22 protein-coding genes and 4 pseudogenes are annotated in these 23,669 nt (G+C 34.6%); 15 read left to right on the top strand and 11 right to left on the bottom strand.

All coding sequences use genetic code 11. From position 1 onward, the window contains the following. Positions 1-28: 28 nt before the first annotated feature. From nusA to ubiA, 4 genes are read left to right on the top strand one after another with little or no spacing between them, the layout of a single operon-like run. On the top strand, positions 29-1,591 hold the full coding sequence (nusA, locus tag AAGD87_RS03315) for a transcription termination factor NusA (protein ID WP_015589511.1): 1,563 nt from the start codon (positions 29-31) through the stop codon (positions 1,589-1,591). Positions 1,592-1,600: 9 nt separating this feature from the next. Then, positions 1,601-3,925, top strand: a complete 2,325-nt coding sequence (infB, locus tag AAGD87_RS03310) for a translation initiation factor IF-2 (protein WP_341817762.1) — start codon at positions 1,601-1,603, stop codon at positions 3,923-3,925. A gap of 9 nt (positions 3,926-3,934) precedes the next feature. Next, entirely contained in the window at positions 3,935-4,333 is a 399-nt protein-coding gene (locus tag AAGD87_RS03305) for a ribosome-binding factor A (protein WP_006279769.1), read from the top strand. Between the two features lie 3 nt (positions 4,334-4,336). Next, a complete protein-coding gene (gene ubiA / locus AAGD87_RS03300; protein ID WP_264339226.1) occupies positions 4,337-5,194 on the top strand; it encodes a 4-hydroxybenzoate octaprenyltransferase in 858 nt (285 codons plus the stop codon). Between the two features lie 322 nt (positions 5,195-5,516). Here the strand turns inward: ubiA and AAGD87_RS03295 are convergent, their stop codons facing one another. From AAGD87_RS03295 to AAGD87_RS03280, 4 genes are all read right to left on the bottom strand, one after another. Continuing rightward, positions 5,517-5,693 (bottom strand): hypothetical protein, encoded by a 177-nt coding sequence (locus AAGD87_RS03295; protein ID WP_179945710.1) that lies wholly within the window; start codon positions 5,691-5,693, stop codon positions 5,517-5,519. A 291-nt stretch (positions 5,694-5,984) separates the two neighbouring features. After that, the gene (locus AAGD87_RS03290; RefSeq protein WP_264329614.1) at positions 5,985-7,463 is read right to left on the bottom strand and encodes a UbiD family decarboxylase; all 1,479 of its coding nucleotides are present in this window, start codon (positions 7,461-7,463) and stop codon (positions 5,985-5,987) included. A 95-nt stretch (positions 7,464-7,558) separates the two neighbouring features. Then, on the bottom strand, positions 7,559-8,638 hold the full coding sequence (locus AAGD87_RS03285) for a Fic family protein (RefSeq protein ID WP_341817761.1): 1,080 nt from the start codon (positions 8,636-8,638) through the stop codon (positions 7,559-7,561). A gap of 10 nt (positions 8,639-8,648) precedes the next feature. After that, on the bottom strand, positions 8,649-8,801 hold the full coding sequence (locus tag AAGD87_RS03280; RefSeq protein ID WP_007548541.1) for a hypothetical protein: 153 nt from the start codon (positions 8,799-8,801) through the stop codon (positions 8,649-8,651). 324 nt (positions 8,802-9,125) lie between these two features. On the opposite strand from AAGD87_RS03280, the gene AAGD87_RS03275 reads away from it, so the two are divergent. Together AAGD87_RS03275 and AAGD87_RS03270 are read left to right on the top strand one after the other, a co-directional pair. Next, complete coding sequence (locus AAGD87_RS03275) at positions 9,126-9,842, top strand: DsbA family protein (RefSeq protein WP_341817760.1); 717 nt, start codon at positions 9,126-9,128, stop codon at positions 9,840-9,842. 73 nt (positions 9,843-9,915) lie between these two features. Continuing rightward, positions 9,916-10,964 (top strand): annotated as a pseudogene (locus AAGD87_RS03270) (IS4 family transposase); the annotation flags it as partial. Positions 10,965-10,969: 5 nt separating this feature from the next. Here the strand turns inward: AAGD87_RS03270 and AAGD87_RS03265 are convergent. The 3 pseudogenes from AAGD87_RS03265 to AAGD87_RS03255 form a co-directional block, all read right to left on the bottom strand. Next, positions 10,970-11,248 (bottom strand): annotated as a pseudogene (locus tag AAGD87_RS03265) (IS4 family transposase); the annotation flags it as partial. A 145-nt stretch (positions 11,249-11,393) separates the two neighbouring features. Continuing rightward, a pseudogene (locus tag AAGD87_RS03260) lies at positions 11,394-11,645 on the bottom strand (IS4 family transposase); the annotation flags it as partial. A gap of 14 nt (positions 11,646-11,659) precedes the next feature. Further along, a pseudogene (locus AAGD87_RS03255) lies at positions 11,660-12,969 on the bottom strand (IS4 family transposase). Positions 12,970-13,056: 87 nt separating this feature from the next. On the opposite strand from AAGD87_RS03255, the gene AAGD87_RS03250 reads away from it, so the two are divergent. Then, a complete protein-coding gene (locus tag AAGD87_RS03250) occupies positions 13,057-13,293 on the top strand; it encodes a DUF2460 domain-containing protein (RefSeq protein WP_341817759.1) in 237 nt (78 codons plus the stop codon). An 88-nt stretch (positions 13,294-13,381) separates the two neighbouring features. After that, positions 13,382-13,549, top strand: a complete 168-nt coding sequence (locus tag AAGD87_RS03245; RefSeq protein ID WP_341817758.1) for a hypothetical protein — start codon at positions 13,382-13,384, stop codon at positions 13,547-13,549. Here the strand turns inward: AAGD87_RS03245 and AAGD87_RS03240 are convergent. From AAGD87_RS03240 to purE, 4 genes are all read right to left on the bottom strand, one after another. Continuing rightward, positions 13,504-14,307, bottom strand: a complete 804-nt coding sequence (locus AAGD87_RS03240) for a hypothetical protein (RefSeq protein ID WP_341817757.1) — start codon at positions 14,305-14,307, stop codon at positions 13,504-13,506. The genes AAGD87_RS03245 and AAGD87_RS03240 overlap by 46 nt on opposite strands. 357 nt (positions 14,308-14,664) lie before the next feature. After that, a complete protein-coding gene (locus tag AAGD87_RS03235; protein WP_341817756.1) occupies positions 14,665-17,319 on the bottom strand; it encodes a 2-oxoglutarate dehydrogenase E1 component in 2,655 nt (884 codons plus the stop codon). Positions 17,320-18,210: 891 nt separating this feature from the next. Further along, positions 18,211-20,028 (bottom strand): DNA mismatch repair endonuclease MutL, encoded by a 1,818-nt coding sequence (mutL, locus tag AAGD87_RS03230; protein WP_341817755.1) that lies wholly within the window; start codon positions 20,026-20,028, stop codon positions 18,211-18,213. Positions 20,029-20,035: 7 nt separating this feature from the next. Then, positions 20,036-20,527, bottom strand: a complete 492-nt coding sequence (gene purE, locus AAGD87_RS03225) for a 5-(carboxyamino)imidazole ribonucleotide mutase (RefSeq protein WP_174515715.1) — start codon at positions 20,525-20,527, stop codon at positions 20,036-20,038. A 436-nt stretch (positions 20,528-20,963) separates the two neighbouring features. On the opposite strand from purE, the gene AAGD87_RS03220 reads away from it, so the two are divergent. Genes AAGD87_RS03220 through AAGD87_RS03190 form a run of 7 tightly spaced genes read left to right on the top strand, consistent with a single transcriptional unit; the run spans position 20,964 to position 23,545 of the window. Beyond that, on the top strand, positions 20,964-21,260 hold the full coding sequence (locus tag AAGD87_RS03220) for a helix-turn-helix domain-containing protein (protein WP_010081926.1): 297 nt from the start codon (positions 20,964-20,966) through the stop codon (positions 21,258-21,260). 60 nt (positions 21,261-21,320) lie between these two features. After that, positions 21,321-21,728 carry a DNA-directed RNA polymerase subunit omega gene (gene rpoZ / locus AAGD87_RS03215; protein WP_007548528.1) on the top strand — a complete coding sequence of 136 codons (408 nt, stop codon included), beginning with the start codon at positions 21,321-21,323 and terminating at the stop codon, positions 21,726-21,728. 28 nt (positions 21,729-21,756) lie between these two features. Beyond that, complete coding sequence (locus tag AAGD87_RS03210) at positions 21,757-22,002, top strand: monovalent cation/H+ antiporter complex subunit F (RefSeq protein WP_007548527.1); 246 nt, start codon at positions 21,757-21,759, stop codon at positions 22,000-22,002. A 6-nt stretch (positions 22,003-22,008) separates the two neighbouring features. After that, complete coding sequence (mnhG, locus tag AAGD87_RS03205; protein WP_155969497.1) at positions 22,009-22,296, top strand: monovalent cation/H(+) antiporter subunit G; 288 nt, start codon at positions 22,009-22,011, stop codon at positions 22,294-22,296. 1 nt (position 22,297) lies between these two features. After that, entirely contained in the window at positions 22,298-22,825 is a 528-nt protein-coding gene (locus AAGD87_RS03200) for a DUF4040 domain-containing protein (protein WP_015589497.1), read from the top strand. Further along, positions 22,818-23,237 (top strand): Na(+)/H(+) antiporter subunit B, encoded by a 420-nt coding sequence (locus tag AAGD87_RS03195; RefSeq protein ID WP_006279705.1) that lies wholly within the window; start codon positions 22,818-22,820, stop codon positions 23,235-23,237. The genes AAGD87_RS03200 and AAGD87_RS03195 overlap by 8 nt, the downstream gene beginning before the upstream one ends. After that, positions 23,234-23,545 carry a cation:proton antiporter subunit C gene (locus AAGD87_RS03190; RefSeq protein WP_006279706.1) on the top strand — a complete coding sequence of 104 codons (312 nt, stop codon included), beginning with the start codon at positions 23,234-23,236 and terminating at the stop codon, positions 23,543-23,545. The genes AAGD87_RS03195 and AAGD87_RS03190 overlap by 4 nt, the downstream gene beginning before the upstream one ends. Positions 23,546-23,669 lie beyond the last annotated feature (124 nt).

Genomic DNA, 23,669 nt, shown 5'->3' with positions numbered 1-23,669 from the left:
ATAACTAATTACATTGGATTTATTTATTATGATTGCTAATCGTAAAAGCAGTGTTAAGCAGAAAAGTAACAAGAATAACATAGTTGGAAGCCTTGATGTAATAAAAACAGCAGGAGAGCTTTCACTTCAAAAAGGTTTAGATTTTGATGTTGTAATAAAGGCACTAGAAAGTGCTATAGAAGCAGTGGCTCATCAAAAATATGGTAGCAAAAGTAAAATTGTAGTTGATATAGATAGAAACACAGGCAAAGTTACTTCATATAGAAAACTAAAAGTTATTGATGATGAATCAAATGAAAAAGAGAATACCGAGTGTGAATCAATTACGCTTACACAAGCTAAATTAATAAAAGGAGATGCAAAAGTTGGAGATACTGTTAGTGAATTACTCTCTCTTAACACTGATCTTGCTTCAGCAAGAATTGCCCAGCAAAAGATTGCTCAAATAATTAAAGATGAAGAGTCAAAAAAGCAATATGAGGAATTTAAAGATAAGGTGGGAGAAATAAGGTATGGTATTGTTAAACAAGTAGAATATTCAGATCTTATTATAGACATAAATGGCACTAGGGCATATCTTCCATTGCGAAATTTAACTGGTGGTGAATCATTTCGTGAAGGTGATAAGGTTAAAGCTTACATACAGACTGTTAAGCGCTCTGATGATGGACGTCAAATTATTCTTTCTAGGACTCATGAAGGCTTTTTGGAGGCATTATTAAATCAAGAAATACCAGAAATTGCTGACGGATTAGTGACAATTAAAGGTATAGCTAGAGATGCTGGTTCAAGGTCTAAGGTTGCCGTTTTCTCTCCCGACAAGAACATTGATCCAGTAGGTGCTTGTGTTGGAGTTAAGGGAGATAGAATAAAAACTATTATACACGAATTAAATGGTGAAAAAATTGACGTTATAAATTACTCCTCAGATTTGGGTCAATTTGTTATTAAAGCCATTACTCCTGCAGAAGTATCGAAGGTTATTATTGATGAAAATGAAAATTGCATAGAGTTAATAGTTGCTGAAGATCAATTGAGTTTAGCGATAGGAAAAAAGGGCCAGAATGTAAGATTAGCTTCAGAGCTTGTTGGATGGAAAATTGAGATATTAAGCACTCAGCAAGAATCAGAAAGGCGAAGTAAAGAACTTAGTCAATGTTCAGCTTTATTTGCTGAAGCTTTAAACTTAGAAGAGATTATGGGTCAGCTATTGGTAACAGAAGGTTTTTCAAGTGTAGAAGACATATCTAGCGCTTCAATTAAAGAGCTTGCTTCAATAGAGGGCTTTAATGAAGATATTGCAAACGAACTTCACAATAGAGCAAATAAGTACCTGAAAGCAGAAAATGATAGAAAAATAGAAGAGCTAAAAAGTTTAGGTATGGAGGATGATGTAATCAATTTAACTTTATCAATAGACAATAAAATTGCTCTTAGTAAGCATGATATTAAGACTTTAGAGGACATAGCAGATTTATCAAGTTATGAGTTTTGCAGCATACTCTCTTCCTCATCCGATAGCAAAGAAGATCTAAAAGATACAGTAGATTCAATAATCATAGAAGCACGTAAAAAGCTTGGATTAATATAATAAAATAATATGAATAATGAAGATATCAGTGATAAAAAATTAACGCTCCAAGGTTTAAGCAAGCTTAAATTAGACCTCAATTTAAACTCTTCAGCTAGCCCAAGTACTGGAGCTACAGTAGTAAAAAAAAGAAGAAAAAAATCTCATGATGCAGAAGAACATAATTTATTTGAAGAGAGTAAATTAGGTTCTTTAACAGAGAAAGAACAAATTTTTCGCATTAATGCTGTGCAGAATGCTGCTTTGCTGAAAGAAAGAAATCAGAGAGAAGAAAAAGAGAAAACAGCAAAAGAAGACAGCAATAAAGAGATTGACGAGAAAAATGAAGCGGACGCTTTATCTAAGGAAATAAATAAGCAAGTTTTAAGTAATACCCACTTAGTTGAACCAAAAGAAGATAGTATTGACCATGAGGACAACGATAAAAAGTCTTTTAAAGTCAACAAAGATATATATTCTAAGCATTCTAAACTGGTAATTGCACAGGCAATAGATGAAAAAACTGAACAACCCCCTGTATTTAAGCAAAGGTTTGGTATAAGAGGTAGAAAGTCAAAGTTTACTAAGGGTAAAAATATATCAAGAGAAGTTATTATACCAGACAAAATAACTATCAGGGAGTTATCTATTCGCATGGCAGAAGATAGCAAGAGTGTGCTAAAAATGTTCAAAGAAGAAGTCGGTGAGAGTTATAGAGTAGATGATCTGGTGGATCCAGATATAGCATGTGAAATAGTGGAAAAATTTAATCATACGGCTAAACGAGTGAGCGATACCAACAGAGAAAAAGATTTATTTTTTATAGAAGGCAGAGAAAGCCTGCCTAAAAAACCTAAACCACCAATCGTCACTTTTATGGGACACGTCGATCATGGTAAAACCTCATTGCTCGATGCATTTCGTGAATCTAATGTTGCAGAAAGAGAGTCAGGTGGCATAACTCAACACATAGGTGCTTATCAAATAACGACAAAAGATAAGCAAAAAATTACCTTTATTGATACACCAGGACATGAAGCGTTCACTGCGATGCGTGCACGTGGTGCCAATATTACTAATATAGTTGTAATAGTAGTTGCAGCTGACGATGGAATCATGAAACAAACAGTTGAAGCAATAAATCATGCAAAAGCAGCAAATGTTTCTATTATAGTTGCTATTAATAAAATTGATAAATCTGAGCCTGGTGATGTGGAGAAAGTAATGAGTAGCTTACCTCAATATGATCTCATTCCTGAAGAGCTTGGTGGTGATGTTATGATTGTGCCAGTATCAGCAAAAAAGAAAACTAATTTAGATAAACTAGAAGAGACGATTTTGTTAATCGCTGAATTAATGAAGCTAGAAGCAATAGAAGATTGTCGAGCACTTGGATGGGTAATAGAATCCAAAATAGATAAAGCGAAAGGAATATCAGCCACATTGATAGTTGAGGAAGGAACGTTAAAGGTTGGTGATATATTGGTAGTTGGTACAACATACAGTAAAGTACGTAGTATGGTTAATCACCTTGGTCAAAGAGAAAAAGCAGCACTACCCTCTGCTCCAATTGAAATTACTGGTCTAAATGGTGTGCCAAATGCTGGAGATAAATTTGTTGTTATAAATTCTGAAAAGCAGGCACGTGAAATTATTGAACATAGGTTAGAGTTAATCAAGAAAAAAGAAGAAAATTTAGATGAGGATGATTTAGATATATTCAGCCGTAATAACAGTGAAATAGAAGAACTATCTGTAGTTTTAAAGTGCGATGTAACTGGTTCTATTGAAGCAATATCAAGTTCAATTGATAAACTCGGTAAAGATCAAGTGAAATTAAATATCCTACACAAAGCAGTAGGAGGGATAACAGATTCAGATGTGCTGCTTGCAGAAGCATCAAGTGCAGTAATTTTAGCTTTTAATGTAAAAGTGGACTCAAAAATAAGGGACTTGGCAAAACAAAAAGGTATAGAAATACATACTTATAACATAATATACGAGCTCATTGACGACATGAGAATGTATTTAACTAAAATGTTAAAGCCTGTTACACGAGAGGTTCGTGTTGGTTCTGCATCTGTAAGGCAAATATTTAATGTATCTAAAGCTGGTAATATCATTGGATGTTATGTAAGTGATGGAGTCATAAAAAAAGATTCTTTAATTAAGGTAGTGCGCAATAGTAAATTGGTGCATGAAGGAAAGTTAAAAGCACTACGTAGATTTAAAGATGATGTTAAAGAAGTAGGTGTAAACTTTGAATGCGGAGTATCACTAGAGGGTAATGTCGATATTAAAGTTGGAGATATTTTGGAAGCTTATCAATTAGTGCAAGAAGAAAGGGTGTTATAGTAGCTGGATATGAAAAAGGAAATTAGAAACCTAAAGATAGCATCGGTATTGCATAGAGCAATATCAAGAGTTCTAATGGAAGGTAAGGTGTTCAATAAAAATGTAGCGGTATCTGACGTAAAATTAAGTAAAGATTTGAAAAAAGCAGATGTATATATTGTGTTATCTTCATTGAATATTCAAGTAGCTGACTACTTAGATCCAGAAAAAAGACGCACTGGAGATCCTTCTGAGAATAATTGTGATATTAATACTGTTGTTAATGAAATGAACCAATCTGCATGGTCAATACGTAAATCTATATTGTGTTATGTTGATTTGCGATTTATACCTGAACTAGTTTTCAAGCCTGACTTAGCGTTCGATAATTTTGTTAATGTAAGCAAAATATTACATAATCACACTTAATTAATGCATTTCAATCGTTACTTTTCATTAATGAGGTTGCACAGTTTAACGGGTTTGTGGCTTGTGCTATTTCCCAGTTTGAGCGGTATTCTTTTAGCCTCAACTTCTCTATCGTATCAGGTTCTTTTTCTCCTTGTTTTGTTTACTATAGGTGCATTTTTAATGAGACCCGCAGGGTGCATAATCAATGATATCTTCGATAGAAAAATAGATGCGCACGTTGAACGAACAAAATATAGGCCACTTGCAAGTGGTGCATTAAACATAAAGCAGGCTTTAGCTTTACTTTCACTGCTACTGTTTATTGCCCTGGTAATCTTATTATTAACTAATAAAACTACACTCATACTTGGAATAATCTCAATGTGTATGATAGCTACTTACCCTTTATTAAAGCGGTATGTTTGGTGGCCACAATTGTTCTTAGGGTTTACCTTCAATATGGGATCGCTCATGGGCTCAGCAGCAATAACAAACCAGATCAGTATAGAATCCTTGCTGTTTTATATAGGATGCGTCTTTTGGACACTTAGCTATGACACCATATACGCCCATCAAGATAAAAAAGATGATGAAAAACTCGGGATGAAATCTACCGCATTATATTTTGGTGATACAACAAAATCTTGGTTGAAAAGATTTTATTTAATATCTCTTATGACGTGGCTATATGCTGGTATCTTATCATCATTAAATAACATTTTTTATATTGCTCTACTTGCTGTAGGGTTCATATTTCACCGCCAATACAAAAATTTCAATCCTGACGATCCCAGTCAATGCATGTCCATATTTAAAAATAATTCCTACGTAGGGTTGCTGCTCTTTTTCGGCATTCTTTTAGATAGAATTATCACCTAGGTCTCAAGAGTTTCGGCTCTAATGAAATCAATAGACTCAGGTAGCCCGCAGAAACAAAAAAACTTGCTTGACAAACTCCGCCAGCCCTCTTATCATGAAACTGAAGCTATTGTATTTGCTTTCGCCAATCTGCAGATTAAAAGGTAAGGATTACTTAATGTATCGGCGTCTTATGTTCAATTTTTTGCAGTATATAGATACTGTATGTCTTTACAAAACTTCATCTACATCTAGATTTTTATCTAAATAAGCTGAACGCGCTTATAAAGCGTTACAAGACATCAAAAAATGCCAATACTCGACAGAGATAGTAAAAGACTAGCTAACTCGGGGATTCTTTGTCTTTTTTTCTGCTTAGTAAATTTCTTAAACATTTGCAGCGTAAGTTAGTTGCAATTAAAAGCGGCTGAATCTCGCTTGTCAAGCGTTTAAAACATAAAAAACGCCAATATTTTAAAGCGGATAATAACCCCAGGGCTTCTTTTGCCTTTTTTTTCATTTGGTAAATTTCTTAATATTTACAGCTAAACAACAACCGTCATCCCTAAGTATCCCGCTGCTTGTTAGCGGCTGAGATACCGCGAATGAATCGCGGTATGACGGTTCGCGGCAGGATGACGATAAGCTCGTCATCCCACTACTTGTTAGCGGCTAAGAGATACCGCGGCGGTATAGCTATAGGATGACAAAAAAAAGGGCACTGTGACGGACTTAAATCACAATTATCAGTTAATGCCAATCGCGGCATTATAAAAAACGCCAAACTTTTTTCTGCTTTTATGCAAGAAGTCTAGTCCATATATTCCTCCCACTTCTCCGCGACTTTCCTTACTATTTCCTCACTCATCTCAATTTTCTTTCCCCACTCTCGTTTGGTTTCAGGCGGGATTTTATTTGTCGCATCAAATCCCATTTTACCTCCAAGTCCACTTTCAGGGGAAGCAAAGTCTAAATAATCAATAGGTACACTTTCTATCATGATTGTATCACGCACAGGGTCCATCCTCGTTGACATTGCCCACATTACTTCCTTCCAATCACGTACATTTATATCATTATCAACAACGATAATAAACTTCGTGTATAAAAACTGCTTTAGAAAAGAAAGTATGCCCATAACAATTCTTTTTGCCTGCCCTGGATAGGATTTTTTTATCGACACTATCGCTATTCTATATGAGCAACCTTCCGGTGGCAGATAAAAGTCCACTATCTCTGGAAATTGATTGATAAGAATGGGCACAAAAATTTCATTGAGTGCTTCACCAAGAATCGATGGTTCATCAGGTGGCTTGCCAGTGAAAGTGCTAAGATATATCGGGTTTTTACGCATAGTAATTGCAGTAATATTAAATTCAGGAAATTGCTCAACAGAATTATAGTAGCCGGTGTGATCTCCGTATGGCCCTTCGTCTTGATATCTATCCAAACTCACATAGCCTTCCAGAACGATTTCCGCGTGAGCTGGTACTTGAAGTGGAATAGTCTTACAATTTACCAGCTCAAGCGGCTTCTTTCGCAGTAGTCCAGCAAATTGGTATTCTGACAATGTTTCTGGCACTGGAGTTACCGCAGCAATAATCGTTGCAGGATCACTACCGATCACAGCAGCAGCAGGAAATTTCATATTTCTGCCTTCTTCCTTCCAACGCTTATGGTGAGTTGCGCCACCCCTGTGTGCAAGCCAACGCATTAGTGTTGTTTTTTTATCTATAACCTGCATACGATATATTCCAAGATTAAAATTATCTTGCTTTTCTTTCGTGGGTCCTTTCGTTACCACAATTGGCCAGGTGATAAGTGGTGCAGGTTCATTTGGCCAGCATGTTTGAATGGGCAGTAGACTTAGGTCCACTTCATCTCCGGTTAGCACTACCTCTTGACATGGAGCCTTGCTCACGACTTTACTTCGCATCGATAACACGACTTTCAACAAAGGAAACATTTTTATAGCATCCTTAAAGTTTTTTGGCGGCTCAGGTGATTGCAAAAATGCTAAAAGTTTACCAAGATCTCTTAGTTCATCAGGGTTTATGTTCAACCCCAATGCAATCCTCTTAATAGTACCAAATAAATTCACCAAAACTGGAATCGAATTTTTGCCATTTTCTGTGATAACATTTTCAAAAATGATCGCTGGCCCTTTGCTTGACAAAACTCTGCGATGAATTTCTGTCATTTCAAGAACTGTTGAAACTTCCTCCTTAATCCTAATCAGATCTTTTTTTTCTTCTAAGGCTTTGATGAAGTCACGTAAGTTGTTGTACATATTCCAGTTTTTAAAATTTTAAGTTTACATTTAGTTTTCAAGCACTTTATTGAAATTTGACCTATGCACTACTTTCCTGCCTAGCGAGCTTTCAGTTAATTTGAGATCAAATCCTCATATTGCTTACTAAGTTTGTATTTCCTTCCTCTATTGGAAAAATCTACAATCTTGATAAACCCCATTTCCACCCACTTTTTACAAAGTTGCGCACTGGTACGAGGCTTAAAATTAAATAGTTCGCCAACCTGACTAGCTGTAATAGCGAAAAACTCCTGGAAGAGCTCAAGAGCTTTGCGTTGTTTAGGATCAAGCTTACGTATAAGATCAGTCTGATCAGCGTGGTATTCTTCTTTATTTATACGTTGTAAAACGTTCTCAAATGAATTTGCCATACCTTCTACGAAATACTCCACCCACTTAGTAATATCTGCTTCAGCTCGTCCCATGTAATAGTTGTGCGATGGACCTATACTGATTGCTTCATAATACGCTCCTAGATTCTTAGCATAATATTCTTCCAATGAATAAAGTCCTTTTAGGTCATACCCACCAAGGTGTAAAATTAATGTAGTCAACAATCTTGCAGTACGACCATTACCGTCATAGTAAGGGTGAATTGTTACAAATTGATAATGCGCAATACCTGCAATAATTGGGCAAGGCACTTGCTCACTGTTACGAATCCAATCAATCATACTGCTCATGAGCTTTGGTACATCCTTTGCTTCAGGTGGCATATAAATTATTGCACGTGTAAGACTATCGCGGATAACATTTTGACCATCACGATAAGGTGTTGATTTTATTTTAGATTTTCCACTTGCTATTACTAGAGCATGTAGTGTTTGAACAGCTTTCTCAGTAATGGGTATTCTCCTTGCTGCCCATTGTTCAACTTGAGTTAAAGCTGCATAATATCCTTTAACCTCATTTTCATCTCTCCTATATTTTGGAAAGTGGCTTTTACCACTTAAAACCTCTTCAATCTGTTTAGGTTCAAGTCGATTTCCTTCAATCATAGTAGAATAGTGTGTGGTATAAAGCCGTGCAGTTTCACGAAGAGACAAAAGCATTGATACAGTGAGCGGCAAATGTAACACTTTTTCTTTTGCTGCTTCAATCCTTATAAGACAACTAGCAATTTTAGAAGTAATCGTATAATTCGGCATCGGCATAATATCTGCATTACATTACTTCTATATTATGCTGATAAAATGCAGATAATACAACATTTACACGACGCCGACCATAAACAGCAATAAATTCGGCTGATTGAGAAAGAAGTTTGTCTTGTAGAATAGCTATTTCTTTTTCTCTGCCAATTATTGGTTCACTCATATGTTTATTCCGCGGAAAATTATACACAGCGGAATAAAATTATCAACTTTGTTTTACCGCCGTATTTACAGCGTGGCGGTAAAAGATAGAGCATCTCATAATTGGCTATTCTGGGGGTAGTTTGGTCACCTACATTATCAAGTCTTCTGATGAACTTTGTGACAATATACCTAATCATTGTACGTAAAGTTTGTATTCGAGGCAAAACTGACTATAAAATACACTTGATATAAATGTTTTTATATATTAACATTAGATGCTTCTTTTAATATACAGATAAATGTGTACTAAAAGTTTTATGTTGTAGGTTTTTAAATAAATTGTATGTCTAGAATATCGTTCTTATTAATTTTAATAATAGCAATAGCAAGCTTGCCGATAATAAACAATTGGCTTTCAAATCGCAGCCAAATGCTAAGCGATGATTATATAGGTGAGAAATTAGATAATTATATAAGCAGAAATTTTGATAAGATCGTAAAAACTCTCAAAGAGGAGTCGATTAAAAGTAGTTACGCTGCTCGAGATAATGTAACCAAAAGTAAAATTTCACAATACAAGGATCAAATATTTGACCTTACTTATCCTTACTCCGGAAATGAAAATAGTAGTGTTATAGCTGTAGGCTTCCTTGACTATTCTTGTGGACATTGCAAAGCTATAAAGAATGATATAAAGCAGTTAATTAACGACGGCAAAATTAAGTATATCTTTAGGGATGCTCCAATACTTGGTAACGCTTCTTTAAAGGCAGCAAAAAGTGCTTTAGCTGTCTATTTTCTCGATAAAGAAAAATATTTCGATTTTCACCATGCTGCTTTAAGTCACAAAGGAGAATTTTCAGACGAAAGCATATTGGATATAGTGAAAAACATAGGGATTGATGAAAACGATTTTAATGATTCCATAAAAGATAACGCGGACAAAATTGAGCAAATGATAAACAACAGTAGGCTTCTAGTAAGAGATTTGGGAGTAGGTGGTACACCTTTTTTAATAATTGGAGATAGCCTGTTTGTAGGAGCATACGCGTCAAGTTAAGGAAATAAAGGTATGAAAGAGATAGAATAATAAGGTATAAGTTCTCCCAGATATACTTTTAGTGAGAGAACCAATGAATAAAATAACTTGCTTATCAAAAAAGCTCAAAGAATTTTTTAATGAAAAAGCAGAGAAAATCTCAATTACAACAAGGTTTATAAAAAGAAAGAGAAAGCTAAAAGGTTCATCATTCGTAAAAGCCATGGTCTTGGGTAATATAGGAGTTGATAATTGTAGCGTAGAAACAATGTGTCAATTACTAAACGAGGACTCGATAGATATAACAAAACAAGGTTTGGATTTTAGATTTACTGAAGAAGCAGTGGAATTTATGAAAAGGATGTATAATGAATCTGTGATTCTCTTTAAAAATATCTTGCAAGTTGATTGCAAAATCTTACAGCAATTTAATAGTGTTAAATTATTGGACAGTAGCTATATTACTCTACCTAACAGTATGGAAGAGATGTATAAAGGTTATGGTACTAGCTACAGTGGCTATGAAAGCAATACTAAGTCTGGAATAAAGTTACAATTAGTTTTCGACTACATGAATCAGATAATAGACCAACTTAATTTAACGGAGGGGGTAAGATCAGACCAGGGATATAGGAAACATTTAAGTAATATATTAAGCAATGATTTGCTAATATCTGATCTCGGTTATTTTGTGCCAAGTTCTTTTAAACAAATCAATGAAATAGGAGCTTATTTCATAAGTCGTCGATACCAACATATATGATGTAGAAACAAATCAAAAAATGGAGTTATTAGAATGTTGAGAGGATAAGTTATTTTTAGAAAACGAGGTATTGTTAGGAAAAGAAGCAAAAATTAGAGTAAGAATTATATGTCAGAAACTAACTGAAGAACAGTCTATGGGCAGAAGAAGGAAAGCTAATAGATTAGCAAGATCGCAGATCCTCTAAAAGAAATCAAAAATTGTTGAACTGGTCAATATTTATAACTAATGTTCCAGAAAATAAAATTAGTGCTGAGCAAGTATTAACGATTTACAGAGTAAGGTGGCAAATTGAGTTATTATTTAAATTGTATAAAAGCCATATCAGGCTTGATAAGCTAAAAGGAAAGCCATGCAGAGTATTATGTGAACCATACGCGTCAAGTTAAGAGATTGTGAGCAAATTTAGAGAGGTTAAAGTGGATACTCTAGCCCTTCTACGTTTGTCTTTTAATGAAAATCGCGACCAAGTTATAGTGAGTTTTTTAAGAAATGCTTTTAAACTATTAATTTTGGTTAATACTAAAAATAACTCTCTAACCCGCCTTTTTAGCTCAATAAATGCCTTTGTTAAGCTAAGTTCTGTATTCTTTTTCACTTCTGTGCAACCAACTATGCCGTGAAATATAAGAATTGCGCACAATTTAGCATATAGTTCACATAATCATACGCGTCAAGTTAAGAGATTGTGAGCAAATTTAGAGAGGTTATAGCCTTTCTTATAATAGTCCGAATGCGATAAGATATGTGTTTATGGCTATAGCAGGCCAGTAGCATATTACGGTCTGTTCGGATTATTGTAAAAAGAGCTATAAAGTGGATACTCTAGCCCTTCTACGTTTGTCTTTTAATGAAAATCGCGACCAAGTTATAGTGAGTTTTTTAAGAAATGCTTTTAAACTATTAATTTTGGTTAATACTAAAAATAACTCTCTAACCCGCCTTTTTAGCTCAATAAATGCCTTTGTTAAGCTAAGTTCTGTATTCTTTTTCACTTCTGTGCAACCAACTATGCCGTGAAATATAAGAATTGCGCACAATTTAGCATATAGTTCACATAATCATACGCGTCAAGTTAAGAGATTGTGAGCAAATTTAGAGAGGTTAAAGTGGATACTCTAGCCCTTCTACGTTTGTCTTTTAATGAAAATCGCGACCAAGTTATAGTGAGTTTTTTAAGAAATGCTTTTAAACTATTAATTTTGGTTAATACTAAAAATAACTCTCTAACCCGCCTTTTTAGCTCAATAAATGCCTTTGTTAAGCTAAGTTCTGTATTCTTTTTCACTTCTGTGCAACCAACTATGCCGTGAAATATAAGAATTGCGCACAATTTAGCATATAGTTCACATAATACTCTGCATGGCTTTCCTTTTAGCTTATCAAGCCTGATATGGCTTTTATACAATTTAAATAATAACTCAATTTGCCACCTTACTCTGTAAATCGTTAATACTTGCTCAGCACTAATTTTATTTTCTGGAACATTAGTTATAAATATTGACCAGTTCAACAATTTTTGATTTCTTTTAGAGGATCTGCGATCTTGCTAATCTATTAGCTTTCCTTCTTCTGCCCATAGACTGTTCTTCAGTTAGTTTCTGACATATAATTCTTACTCTAATTTTTGCTTCTTTTCCTAACAATACCTCGTTTTCTAAAAATAACTTATCCTCTCAACATTCTAATAACTCCATTTTTTGATTTGTTTCTACATCATATATGTTGGTATCGACGACTTATGAAATAAGCTCCTATTTCATTGATTTGTTTAAAAGAACTTGGCACAAAATAACCGAGATCAGATATTAGCAAATCATTGCTTAATATATTACTTAAATGTTTCCTATATCCCTGGTCTGATCTTACCCCCTCCGTTAAATTAAGTTGGTCTATTATCTGATTCATGTAGTCGAAAACTAATTGTAACTTTATTCCAGACTTAGTATTGCTTTCATAGCCACTGTAGCTAGTACCATAACCTTTATACATCTCTTCCATACTGTTAGGTAGAGTAATATAGCTACTGTCCAATAATTTAACACTATTAAATTGCTGTAAGATTTTGCAATCAACTTGCAAGATATTTTTAAAGAGAATCACAGATTCATTATACATCCTTTTCATAAATTCCACTGCTTCTTCAGTAAATCTAAAATCCAAACCTTGTTTTGTTATATCTATCGAGTCCTCGTTTAGTAATTGACACATTGTTTCTACGCTACAATTATCAACTCCTATATTACCCAAGACCATGGCTTTTACGAATGATGAACCTTTTAGCTTTCTCTTTCTTTTTATAAACCTTGTTGTAATTGAGATTTTCTCTGCTTTTTCATTAAAAAATTCTTTGAGCTTTTTTGATAAGCAAGTTATTTTATTCATTGGTTCTCTCACTAAAAGTATATCTGGGAGAACTTATACCTTATTATTCTATCTCTTTCATACCTTTATTTCCTTAACTTGACGCGTATGGTACATGGGACAGTAAAGATTTATTTAAATGGTAAAGAAGAGAGTGAATATTCAGTAAATTATTCAACTGGAGAAATAACATTTATGAAGCCACCAGTAAAAGATGTGATAATCACTGCGAGCTTTGAATTTGATGTGCCCGTGCACTTTGATACAGATTACTTAAACGCTTCTATTGATGACTATGGAAGCAATAGCTGGAATAATATCCCCTTGGTGGAAGTGAAATTTTAGTTATAAGCGAGCATAGATCCACATCATAGTAGGGCTACTAGTCACCATCAATTGAAAAAATTAAGCACCACTGAGGCTCTATATTTAAATGAGCCTTAGTATATGCAATTATTTTAAACTTTATCACCAGCTATATACTATAGCTCTTTTTACAATAATCCGAACAGACCGTAATATGCTACTGGCCTGCTATAGCCATAAACACATATCTTATCGCATTCGGACTATTATAAGAAAGGCTATACAATGTTGCTGAGCTTTGCTAACATTTACACTTGAAGCTTGGGGAGATTCTAACTCAGTGCTTTTTTCTTCCTGCAAAATAGAAAGCTTCAACAATTCCTTTAGAGTTAATTTTTCAAGTGTTGTATCATCTTTGTTTAAGATGTAGTCTAGCATGTTGTTTTTCTGTAAGCGATTAACAAAATATCTATCTTCCTCATTAAGAACCTCTATCTTGTTAATACAAGATAATACTAAATCCGAATTCTTTGTTGCTAAAATTCCATTCAAAAAGATATCTAATTTTGTTTTATCTTCAGTTAAGTCTTCAGCTAACCTATTTCTGATATTCTCATTGTCAAACACAATGTACTCGAGGTACGAGGAAGGCTCAATAAGTATAAAGTCCTCTAAAGGCACTAGTTCTGGATAGGTGCCAGCGTAATCAAGTATGCCACACTCAGTAATACACCCTCCTTTTCTTATAACACAGCAATTGAGACGACCATGATACATTGATAACAAAGAAAAAAGACGTATTATACTTGTACCTCTATCTTTCATTTCCTCGAAAAGCTTCCTATCATTTATTAATTTGTGCAAAATGTAATCCATAGCAGGACCTGGTTTGCGGAAATGAAACATATTATTCTCTTCAAAAATGGCCTCAGCTAATTCGATAGATTCTTTATCCTCATCTACAAAAGCTTTTTCATTTCTATTTATAGCACTTCTCGCAATAGTCCGAATAGGATAAGATATGTGCTTATGGCTATGGTAGAGCAGTAGCATATTATGATCTGTTCGGATTATTGTAAAAAGAGCTATAACTGTATGATCTCAGCTTTGCTATCTCTGCGTAGACCAGTTCTCCTTATTAACATCTCAAATATTTTTGTATTCATATATATCCTATATTAATTAAAGTAAATATTAATAATGTTTACTTTTTAAATAAAAATAAATGAAAATTTTAATAAAAATTAAATTTTTTTTAATAGAATAAAAATCTTTTATATTTGCTTGAGTACCAAAAGGGTTTGATTGGTGTGATACGTTTTCTATCGCGCCTGGCTGCAGTGCCCAGCGTCAAGATCTGATGAACAATGTTCGCTTGCCAGCTTTCGCTTCAATATTTGCACAATTGTGCTAGATCCCCTGCATAACCTGCTTTAAAATCTCCTCCTGCTGCTGAGTGTGAACACTAACATAACCACATGCAGGAGATGCAGCAGCAGGTCTTGCGATACACTTAGGTCTTTTTGCTTGGATATCGAGATTAGATAACACTTCTTCTATCAATGGGTTGACAAAAAACCATCCTCCCATATTTTTTGGTTCTTCTTGACACCATATAATTTCAGCGTTTTTGTACTTTTCAAGTTCATTACTTAGTTTATCTGCAGGAAAAGGATAGAATTGCTCCAAACGTATTACTGCTATATCGTTTATTTTTTGTGCTTCACATATGTCGTAATAAACTTTACCACTGCATATTACAACTTTACGTATTTTATCATTCGAAACTAAACCTGTTCTACATTCTGGAATTACTGTGAGGAATTTTCCTTCAAAATCAGATAGGTTAGATACTGCTCTTTTGTGGCGCAGTAGCGATTTAGGTGTAAACACTACCAGAGGCTTACGAAAGTCTCTATGCATTTGTCTGCGTAAGACATGGAAGTAATTCGCCGGAGTGGAACAATTAACTACCTGCATATTATCCTCTGCGCAGAGTTGCAAAAATCTCTCTATACGTGCGGAGCTATGCTCAGGTCCCTGTCCTTCATAACCATGAGGCAGCAATAAAACTAGACCGCTTGATCGCAACCACTTTGTTTCTGCAGATGCGATAAACTGGTCGATCATAATTTGCGCACCGTTTGCAAAATCACCAAATTGTCCTTCCCAGAGCACCAGTGAATACGGAGAATCAAGACTATATCCATATTCAAAGCCCATTACAGCATACTCAGATAGTGCGCTATCTATGACCTCAAAGTGAGCTTGCTTTTCATTTATATTGTTTAGCGGAATAAATGCTTCTTCTGTTACCTGATCAACAAGCCTTGAATGACGGTGCGAGAAAGTTCCACGACCAGAGTCTTGTCCTGATAAACGCACTCCTATTCTTTCTGTGAGCAGTGATACAAACGCAAGACTTTCGGCAGTTGCCCAGTCTATATTACTACCAAAATTTATGCTGTCTATTCTGCCATCGAGTATTTTTCTAACCTTATTGTTAATGTTAAAGTTACTTGGGATATTGCTATTTATACGCACACCTAATTTTTTCAGCTCATCTGGCGGAACACCAGAATCCGTGTAGTATTCGCTCAAATCGTTCAGCTTTGCTCTTCTTAATTTTGACCACACTCCACCGAACCAGTCAGCTTTTTTTGGAGTGTAAGCCGCTGATTCAGCAAGACTTTTATCTAATTTTGCCCTGAATTCACTGCGCAATTTATTTACTTCATCGCCATCTAATACTTTCTCTGCAGTCAATTTTTCTTCATACAATGTTCCAGGAGTTTTATGCTTTGATATCGCCTTATACATAAGTGGCTGAGTGAAATTCGGTTCATCACCTTCATTATGGCCATATTTGCGGTAGCACATTATGTCAATTACTACGTCCTTTTTAAATTTCTGCCTATATTCCATCGCCAGACTTGTAGCAAAACTCACAGCTTCCGGGTTATCTCCATTGACGTGAAACACTGGAGCTTCTATTGATTTTGCTATATCAGTGCAATAAAAAGAGGATCGTGCGCAACATGGGTTAGCAGTAAAACCAACTTGGTTATTAATGACAATGTGCACAATGCCATCCACTTTATAGCCTTCAATATTGCTTAAGGTTAAAGTTTCAGCAACCACTCCTTGACCGATGAAAGCCGCATCACCATGAATTGATATGCCAAGCACAGATCTTATATTCTGTTTTGCTCTTATTCTTCCAGCCAAAACCGGATTTACCGCTTCAAGGTGAGATGGATTAGGGCATAAACTTAAATGTATTTTTTTGCCACCTGAAAGTGCTCGATCAGAAGAGTAACCAAGGTGATATTTAACATCACCGGACACCTCAAGACCACTTGGGTATGCAAGATTGCCTTGAAATTCAGACAGCATTGCCGCATATTCTTTCCCCATCACTTTGGTTAGAACATTGAGTCGTCCGCGGTGAGCCATGCCAAGGACTATTTCTTCAATACCAAAAACCGTAGAATCACTAATGATTTTTTCAATTGCAACGATAGCTGACTCTCCACCTTCGATAGAGAAACGCTTATACCCAGGAAATTTCATATGGAGAAATTGTTCGAACATCTCAGATTCGATCAAGTGCCTCAGTATTTCTTTTTTGTCTTGTGAGCTCAGCGTATAGGTTTGATTTTCGATCTTTTCCTGCAGCCACATTTTCTCTTCATAAGAGGAGATATGCATAAATTCAAAGCCAATATTCTTGCAGTAAATATCTCTATAGATTCTAGTATCATCCGTAGGAGATAGATTCGAATATTTCTGATAATCTATTTCTTTATTTCCACTTGGCGATAATGGATCAAGGTCTGCAAAAAGATGACCATAAGATCTGAAGAAATTTGCCAAATCAGAAGCCGAATCATCCACCTTAGTTGCATGTTGTGCACCGCAAGTCTCTGCTTTATTAACTTCTAAATTGCTTGAAAAAACTCTGTGCCAATCCTTCCCGATTGATTTATCGCCCTGCAGATAACGGCTATACATTTCTTCCACAAATTCTGCATTATCACCATAAAGGCAGCTTAAACTCGACATAATTACTATAAAAAGTATCAAATACTTATAAGTATAACTTAAGTTTTTTAAAAAAGAACTTTTTTAGTTTCTATACGTCATACCGCGATTCATTCGCGGTATCTCTTAACATAGATCCCGCTAACACGTAGCGGGATGACGATTGTCAGGGTGTCATTCCAGCGCGTGACGCTGGAATCCAGTTTTTATTTGCAGCCTACTTGACTCGAAGCTAAGTTTTCTGGATCCAAATAGTCAAGGCACTGGGATGACAAAAAAAGGAGCACTGGAATGACAAAGCTATAGGTTGCAAGCGAGACGTCATACCGCCGCGGCGCTAACAAGAGATCCCGCTAACACGTAGCGGGATGACGGTTGTCGTTTAGCTATAAACATTAAGAAATTTACTAAGCGAAAAAAAAGGCAAAAGAAGCCCCGTGGTGGTTGGCTATTTACCATGTACTAAAATATCGGCGTTTTTTTTATTCTAAAACGCTTGATTAAGAGCGATTTAGCTGCTTTTAACTTGCAACTAACCTACACCGCAAGTGTTTAAGAAATTTACCAAGCAGGAAAAAAGGCAAAGAAACCCTAGGGTAGCTAGTATTCAAATTCTCCCTTGTCAATTTGACGTTTTTTGCTGTCTTAAACGCTTTGTAAGCGCGTTTCGGCTTATATAGGTAAAAACCCAGAAATTTTTAAAGACATGCGATGCACGTAGTGCGAAAAATTAAACATGAGACGCCAAATACCCTAAGTTTTTTGTCATTAACCTGCACAGATTGCGAAGATAAATAAATAGCTTCACTTCCATGATAAGGGGGCTGACGGAGTTTGTCAAGGAAGTTTTTTCGTTTCTATGAGCTACTTGGATGACGAGAAAGGAGCACTTACATATTTATGGCAACCTCATTACCTACGCTCAAAAAGTTTTTCAATATCACTGAGTTTCATTTCTATATAAGTTGGTCTTCCGTGGTTGCATTGCCCGGAATATGGGGTTTTTTCCATTTGTCTAAGCAGCACATTCATTTCTTCTAATCTCATTTTTCTACCCGCTCTAATTGATCCATAACAAGCGATAGTGGCCAATATTTTGTTCACTTTATCTTCTACTGGCAATGTATCTTCTATTTCCGTTAATCTATCAATTATGTTAATTAGCATCTCTTTCACATCTATTGCTCCCAAAATTGCAGGGATTTCTTTTACTATCACTTTATTTTCTGGTTTGATCTCAATATCAAAACCCATTTCAAATAACTTATCTTTATAGACTTCAATCATCTCCATTCCGGCTTGATTTTTGATTTCAACCGTTTCAGGAAGAAGTAGTTTTTGTCTTTTTACACTTGATTTTTGTTTTAAGCATTCATATACTAGCCTTTCGTGGGCTGCATGCTGGTCGACTATAATCAATTTGTCTCTTACCTCGGCAATAATGTAAGTATTATAGACCTGACAGCGTGCAAACCCGAGCGGGTGGCTCTCTATCAAATCAACTTGCTCTAACACCTTTTTTTCTAGAACCATAGCCTCCGCTTGTGCTGGGAATTTCTGTATGCCGGTATAATCAAACGATTTTGACTGTTCTGATAAGCCTTTTGCTTTTTCATTTGGAGAAGCAAATTCTTTTATTAGTTGATTTTCAAAAGGACTTGGCCTTCTTTCATTTTGAACATTAGGTTTATCAAAAGGATCTGGCAATGTTGAATCCATTTTCTGGTCATGCGCTGGAAAGGTGCCTATCCTTCTTGACAATGCTTTAATTAATCCTCTTGTCATTATCTCATATATGAGCTTTTTATTCTGAAACCTTACTTCTGACTTATTTGGATGCACGTTTACATCTACTTGATCATAAGGTATCTCTAAATGTAACGCTGCAAAAGGATACCTATCGCTTGGAATAAAATCATGATATGCATACCTAACTGCGCCAATAAGTAAATTATCTTTAATTGGCCTTCCATTAACAAACGTATAGATCTGAGTGGACTTACCACGATTGACGGTCGGCTTACAGATGTGTCCCGTAAGTTTAATGTCGTCGTCTTCTTCATTGACCTCCAAAGAATTGCCCTGAAATTCTTCTTCTACTTCACACAATCTATGAAATAACGAAGTCTGCTTAGCGTATTTTAAGAGCTTTTTATTACCTGAAGTGAGAGTAAACCCTATATGATAGTTAATCATTGCTAGGTTGTTTACAATATCAACAATGCTTTGAGTTTCTGCTCTTTCGGTTTTTAGAAATTTTAGTCTATTTGGGGTAGCGAAAAACAAATCTCGTACTTCAATATGTGTCCCTTGTGATAAAGAGTAAGGAGTTTGCTCCCCTATTTTCTCTCCACCCTCATAACTTATAGACCATGCTTCACTTGCTTCTCTTGCCTTAGACGATAATTTTATCCTACTTACTGCTGCTATTGAAGGCAGAGCTTCTCCTCTAAAGCCAAGATGCTTGATTTCTATCAACTCATTGTCGCTCAATTTTGAAGTAGCATGGCGCATAAACGCAAGTTCTAAATCGTTTTTTTCTACTCCGTTACCATCATCTGTCACAATAATAAGGTTACGCCCACCACTTTCTATTTTAATCTCTATTTCTAAACTTCCAGCATCTATTGCATTTTCCACTAATTCCTTTACTACACTTGCTGGCCTTTCTATCACCTCCCCCGCTGCTATACGGTTTATGGTTTTTGTGTCTAAAAGAATTATTGCCATAGATTTATTATGAAACTGGTTTTTCTTTTACTTCTTTGGTCTGTTTCTCTCTCCACTTTTTTAACCTACCTGCAATTTCACTGTTGGAAATTGACAATATAGATACGGCAGTAATGGCAGCATTATATGCTCCATTTTCTCCTATAGACATGGTTGCAACTGGAACACCCTTTGGCATTTGAACTATAGAGAGTAGACTGTCCAGCCCATTTAATTGTTTACTATGCACAGGAACACCGATAACTGGTAAACAAGTTAGTGACGCAACCATACCAGGTAAATGAGCTGCACCTCCTGCACCAGCTATAATAACCTTAAAACCTTCTTCTTGTGCAGATTTAGCAAAATTGAAGAGCCTTTCTGGCGTTCTATGTGCAGATATTATGAATATGTCATGTGAAGCTTCTAATGCTTTTAACATATCAACGGTATGGACCATAGTGGTGTAATCTGACTCACTTCCCATAATAACAGCAATATCTTTTTTTATTTTTGTCATATTCAACACAATTTTACTTACTAACTAAATAATGTTCCAGCTAAAAAGCAACAAATATTTAAATTATATTATAAATATAATATATAGAATTCTCGTTAAAATAGAAATTTTAAAAATTTAAACAAATATTTATATTAAGATATAGAGATATAAACTTCTTATGTAAGATAAATTTATAAAATAATTATTTTTGTATTTCAAGCTTTGTAATCTTAGCTTATTCTTTCTATAAATGGTTTTTTCAGATAGACTGATGGTAAAATGGTAATTTAAAATTACTAGAAATTTGATAAAAATATTAATATATAATCAACTTAAAGTTTTAAATATTGATATCATATAATTATTGACAAGTTACATGATATTAATATCTTGGTATATTAAATATTATGTTATAATATTTAATAAAGTTAATTGATATGTGAGTGTAAGAATTATGGAAATAATATCGTTAAATAACTTAGACAGTGCAGGAATAAAAACAAAGTTGCTTTATATAATAAATAAAATTATAGAAAAAAATGCTTGGACTCAGGCTTTTGCAGCTGAGAAACTTGGTATTGATCAGCCAAAGGTATCGCAAATTAAAAATGGTAAAATAGATGGTTTTTCTTTAGAGCGATTGTTAGGATTTCTAAAAAAACTTGATCATGAGATAACAATCACGATGACAGAAAGCCAAGAAATAAAATCTGAGGCAGAAAAAGTAAAACATGAAGTTGAATCGCAATAGATACAAAGTTGACAACTTGTTTTTTGTGATATAGTATAAAACTTATTAAGGTAGTATCTTATGGCTGAGTCTATTGTAGAAAAGTGTATAGAACGGGTAAGTAACCGTTTCAAATTGGTTCTGTTGGCAAGTCAAAGAACACATGATTTAAATACAGGGGCAAGTAATCCAATTCAAGCAGCTAAGTTTAAAGGTCATAAAAATACCATAGTTTCCTTACATGAAATAGCAGGAAAACAGGTGGATACTCATGAGCTGTTTAGCCTTTTGGTAGGTAGATGCAAGGAATACATGAAAGGAAATATGAATAATGTTTACAGCAGTAATACAAGTAAGCTAGCGAATTTATTAAATTTTTCTGATAACACAGATCTTGATGCAAGTCAAGAAAGCCAAGATTATGAAGTGGATGGTGAAATAGATGATGAAATAAATGATCAAGATGGCGATGAAGAAGTATCCGTTTAGAAATCTACTGAAGTCACATAGTCTTTAAATGATTTGCATTGCTATCTATACACTGTTGTTCTGTATGAGTGTAATGTTGTGTTGCATAGTGTCTAAGTCAAATGATGTGTACAATAAGGTTTTAGCGTTCAATAATTTCTCAACGCAAGTAGTTGTACTTATAACAGCAATATCAATCATTCTGAATAATTTTTTTTTAATTGATATAGCATTGTTGTATGCTAGCGTTAGCTTTATATCAACTATAGCACTAATGAGATTAATGTTGTTTTGATAATTTATGATAGGATCCATTTTCATATTTTTAGGTATTTGTTTGATAATTATTTCAAATATAGGGGTGATCAGATTTCCTGATTTCTATACTAGGTTAAATGCAGCAGGTATTACAGATTCTAGCGGTGCAACGTTATTGTTAATTGGTTTTGCTTTGCAGAATGGATTTTCAATCAATACTGTTAAAATAGTATTATTAATTTTTATAATATGGGTAGCTAACTCAACTAATAGCTATATTTTAGCGCGCACTCATTATAAAGTTAAGAAAAAAACTGTTAAAGAAGGCTAAGGTGTTAGAAATATTAAATGTAGTGTTACTTTTGTTGTTACTAACAGTTACGGTTTTTATAGTTTTCTCGCGACATTTAGTCGTAAGTGCTGTTCTAATGTGTGTATTTAGTTCACTGATTGCGCTTATATACTTAATTATGAATGCACCTGATGTTGCAATTACTGAAGCTTCTGTTGGTGCGGGGCTCAGTACAGTTTTTACGTTTGCAGCACTCTCCTTGATAAAGAATCATAAAGTAAATCTATCTCATAACCCTATAACGCTTTTTTTTATGTTATTTCTGGCTGTATGTTTGTCATATTTTATGATTCAATTGCCAGATTTTGGCAGCCACAATGCTCCGATCCACTTGCATGTTGCTCCTTATTATGTGGAAAATACCGAAAAAGCTACCGGTATTCCTAATATAGTGACAGCTATTTTGGCAAGCTTTCGTGGTTATGACACGTTTGGAGAAACTATAGTAGTTTTTACTGCTGCGCTTTGTATAACGTTGATATTAAAAGAAGAAAAAGAAAATGATTAAAGATCCGATATTAAATGCAGTAACATTTTTGATGATACCTTTTATCATTTTATTTGGTTTATACATACAATTTCACGGTGATTACACTCCGGGTGGAGGTTTTCAAGCAGGAATAATTATTGCCTCCGGGATAATATTATATTCAATGCTATTTGGTGTATCTACAACTCTAAAAGCAATACCTTATTCTGTGATTAGATTGACTAACGTGTTAGGTATTTTAATTTATGGAGGAACGGGCGTTGCAACAACTTTACTTGGCCAAAATTTTTTATCTTATGATATCTTGTTAACCAATAATAGAACCGGTCAAAAATTAGGTATTTTTTTGGTGGAATTAGGTGTAGCATTTACTGTCTGCTCCTCTATGTTAATTATATATATAAATTTTGCTCGTAGGAAAAAACAATGACTTTATATAATTATACGATTATTATTGTATTAATGGTGCTAGGTTTATATATTATTATAAACGATAAAAATTTAATCAAGAAAATGATAGGGGTAAGCGTCTTCCAAGCATCTGTTTTGTTATTTTACATATCTCTAGGATATATAAAAAGTTCCTTGCCTCCTATATTGGTTTCAAATTTTTATTCATATAGCAATCCTATACCCCATGTTTTAATGCTTACTGCTATAGTGGTTGGAATTGCAACATTTTCAGTTGGATTATCCATAGCAGTAAAAATGGAAGAAAAGTATGGAACAATCGATTAAGACAAGTGTACATAAATTAACAGTATCTTAAACTATATGAAGTAACAAATAGCCACAAGTTAAAAGTAAAATTATAGACTTGCTCGTTGTAAGTTTGTTTGTTAATAAGAAATAAAATTATAAA

Source organism: Wolbachia endosymbiont (group A) of Pherbina coryleti, from assembly GCF_964026875.1.
GTDB classification, from domain to species: Bacteria; Pseudomonadota; Alphaproteobacteria; order Rickettsiales; family Anaplasmataceae; genus Wolbachia; species Wolbachia pipientis.
Note: the sequence above shows the minus strand (reverse complement) of the source record. Positions and strands in the feature narration are given on the sequence as shown.

Coding starts and splice junctions, on each gene's coding strand:
- AAGD87_RS03250 (WP_341817759.1), top strand. CDS start 13,057: ATGGTACATGGGACAGTAAAGATTTATTTAAATGGTAAAGAAGAGAGT.
- AAGD87_RS03195 (WP_006279705.1), top strand. CDS start 22,818: ATGATTAAAGATCCGATATTAAATGCAGTAACATTTTTGATGATACCT.
- AAGD87_RS03240 (WP_341817757.1), bottom strand. CDS start 14,307: ATGCTACTGCTCTACCATAGCCATAAGCACATATCTTATCCTATTCGG.
- AAGD87_RS03210 (WP_007548527.1), top strand. CDS start 21,757: ATGATTTGCATTGCTATCTATACACTGTTGTTCTGTATGAGTGTAATG.
- purE (WP_174515715.1), bottom strand. CDS start 20,527: ATGACAAAAATAAAAAAAGATATTGCTGTTATTATGGGAAGTGAGTCA.
- AAGD87_RS03190 (WP_006279706.1), top strand. CDS start 23,234: ATGACTTTATATAATTATACGATTATTATTGTATTAATGGTGCTAGGT.
- mutL (WP_341817755.1), bottom strand. CDS start 20,028: ATGGCAATAATTCTTTTAGACACAAAAACCATAAACCGTATAGCAGCG.
- infB (WP_341817762.1), top strand. CDS start 1,601: ATGAATAATGAAGATATCAGTGATAAAAAATTAACGCTCCAAGGTTTA.
- rpoZ (WP_007548528.1), top strand. CDS start 21,321: ATGGCTGAGTCTATTGTAGAAAAGTGTATAGAACGGGTAAGTAACCGT.
- AAGD87_RS03290 (WP_264329614.1), bottom strand. CDS start 7,463: ATGTACAACAACTTACGTGACTTCATCAAAGCCTTAGAAGAAAAAAAA.
- AAGD87_RS03295 (WP_179945710.1), bottom strand. CDS start 5,693: ATGAAAAAAAAGGCAAAAGAAGCCCTGGGGTTATTATCCGCTTTAAAA.
- AAGD87_RS03305 (WP_006279769.1), top strand. CDS start 3,935: ATGAAAAAGGAAATTAGAAACCTAAAGATAGCATCGGTATTGCATAGA.
- AAGD87_RS03280 (WP_007548541.1), bottom strand. CDS start 8,801: ATGAGTGAACCAATAATTGGCAGAGAAAAAGAAATAGCTATTCTACAA.
- AAGD87_RS03285 (WP_341817761.1), bottom strand. CDS start 8,638: ATGCCGATGCCGAATTATACGATTACTTCTAAAATTGCTAGTTGTCTT.
- nusA (WP_015589511.1), top strand. CDS start 29: ATGATTGCTAATCGTAAAAGCAGTGTTAAGCAGAAAAGTAACAAGAAT.
- AAGD87_RS03245 (WP_341817758.1), top strand. CDS start 13,382: ATGAGCCTTAGTATATGCAATTATTTTAAACTTTATCACCAGCTATAT.
- ubiA (WP_264339226.1), top strand. CDS start 4,337: ATGCATTTCAATCGTTACTTTTCATTAATGAGGTTGCACAGTTTAACG.
- AAGD87_RS03275 (WP_341817760.1), top strand. CDS start 9,126: ATGTCTAGAATATCGTTCTTATTAATTTTAATAATAGCAATAGCAAGC.
- mnhG (WP_155969497.1), top strand. CDS start 22,009: ATGATAGGATCCATTTTCATATTTTTAGGTATTTGTTTGATAATTATT.
- AAGD87_RS03235 (WP_341817756.1), bottom strand. CDS start 17,319: ATGTCGAGTTTAAGCTGCCTTTATGGTGATAATGCAGAATTTGTGGAA.
- AAGD87_RS03220 (WP_010081926.1), top strand. CDS start 20,964: ATGGAAATAATATCGTTAAATAACTTAGACAGTGCAGGAATAAAAACA.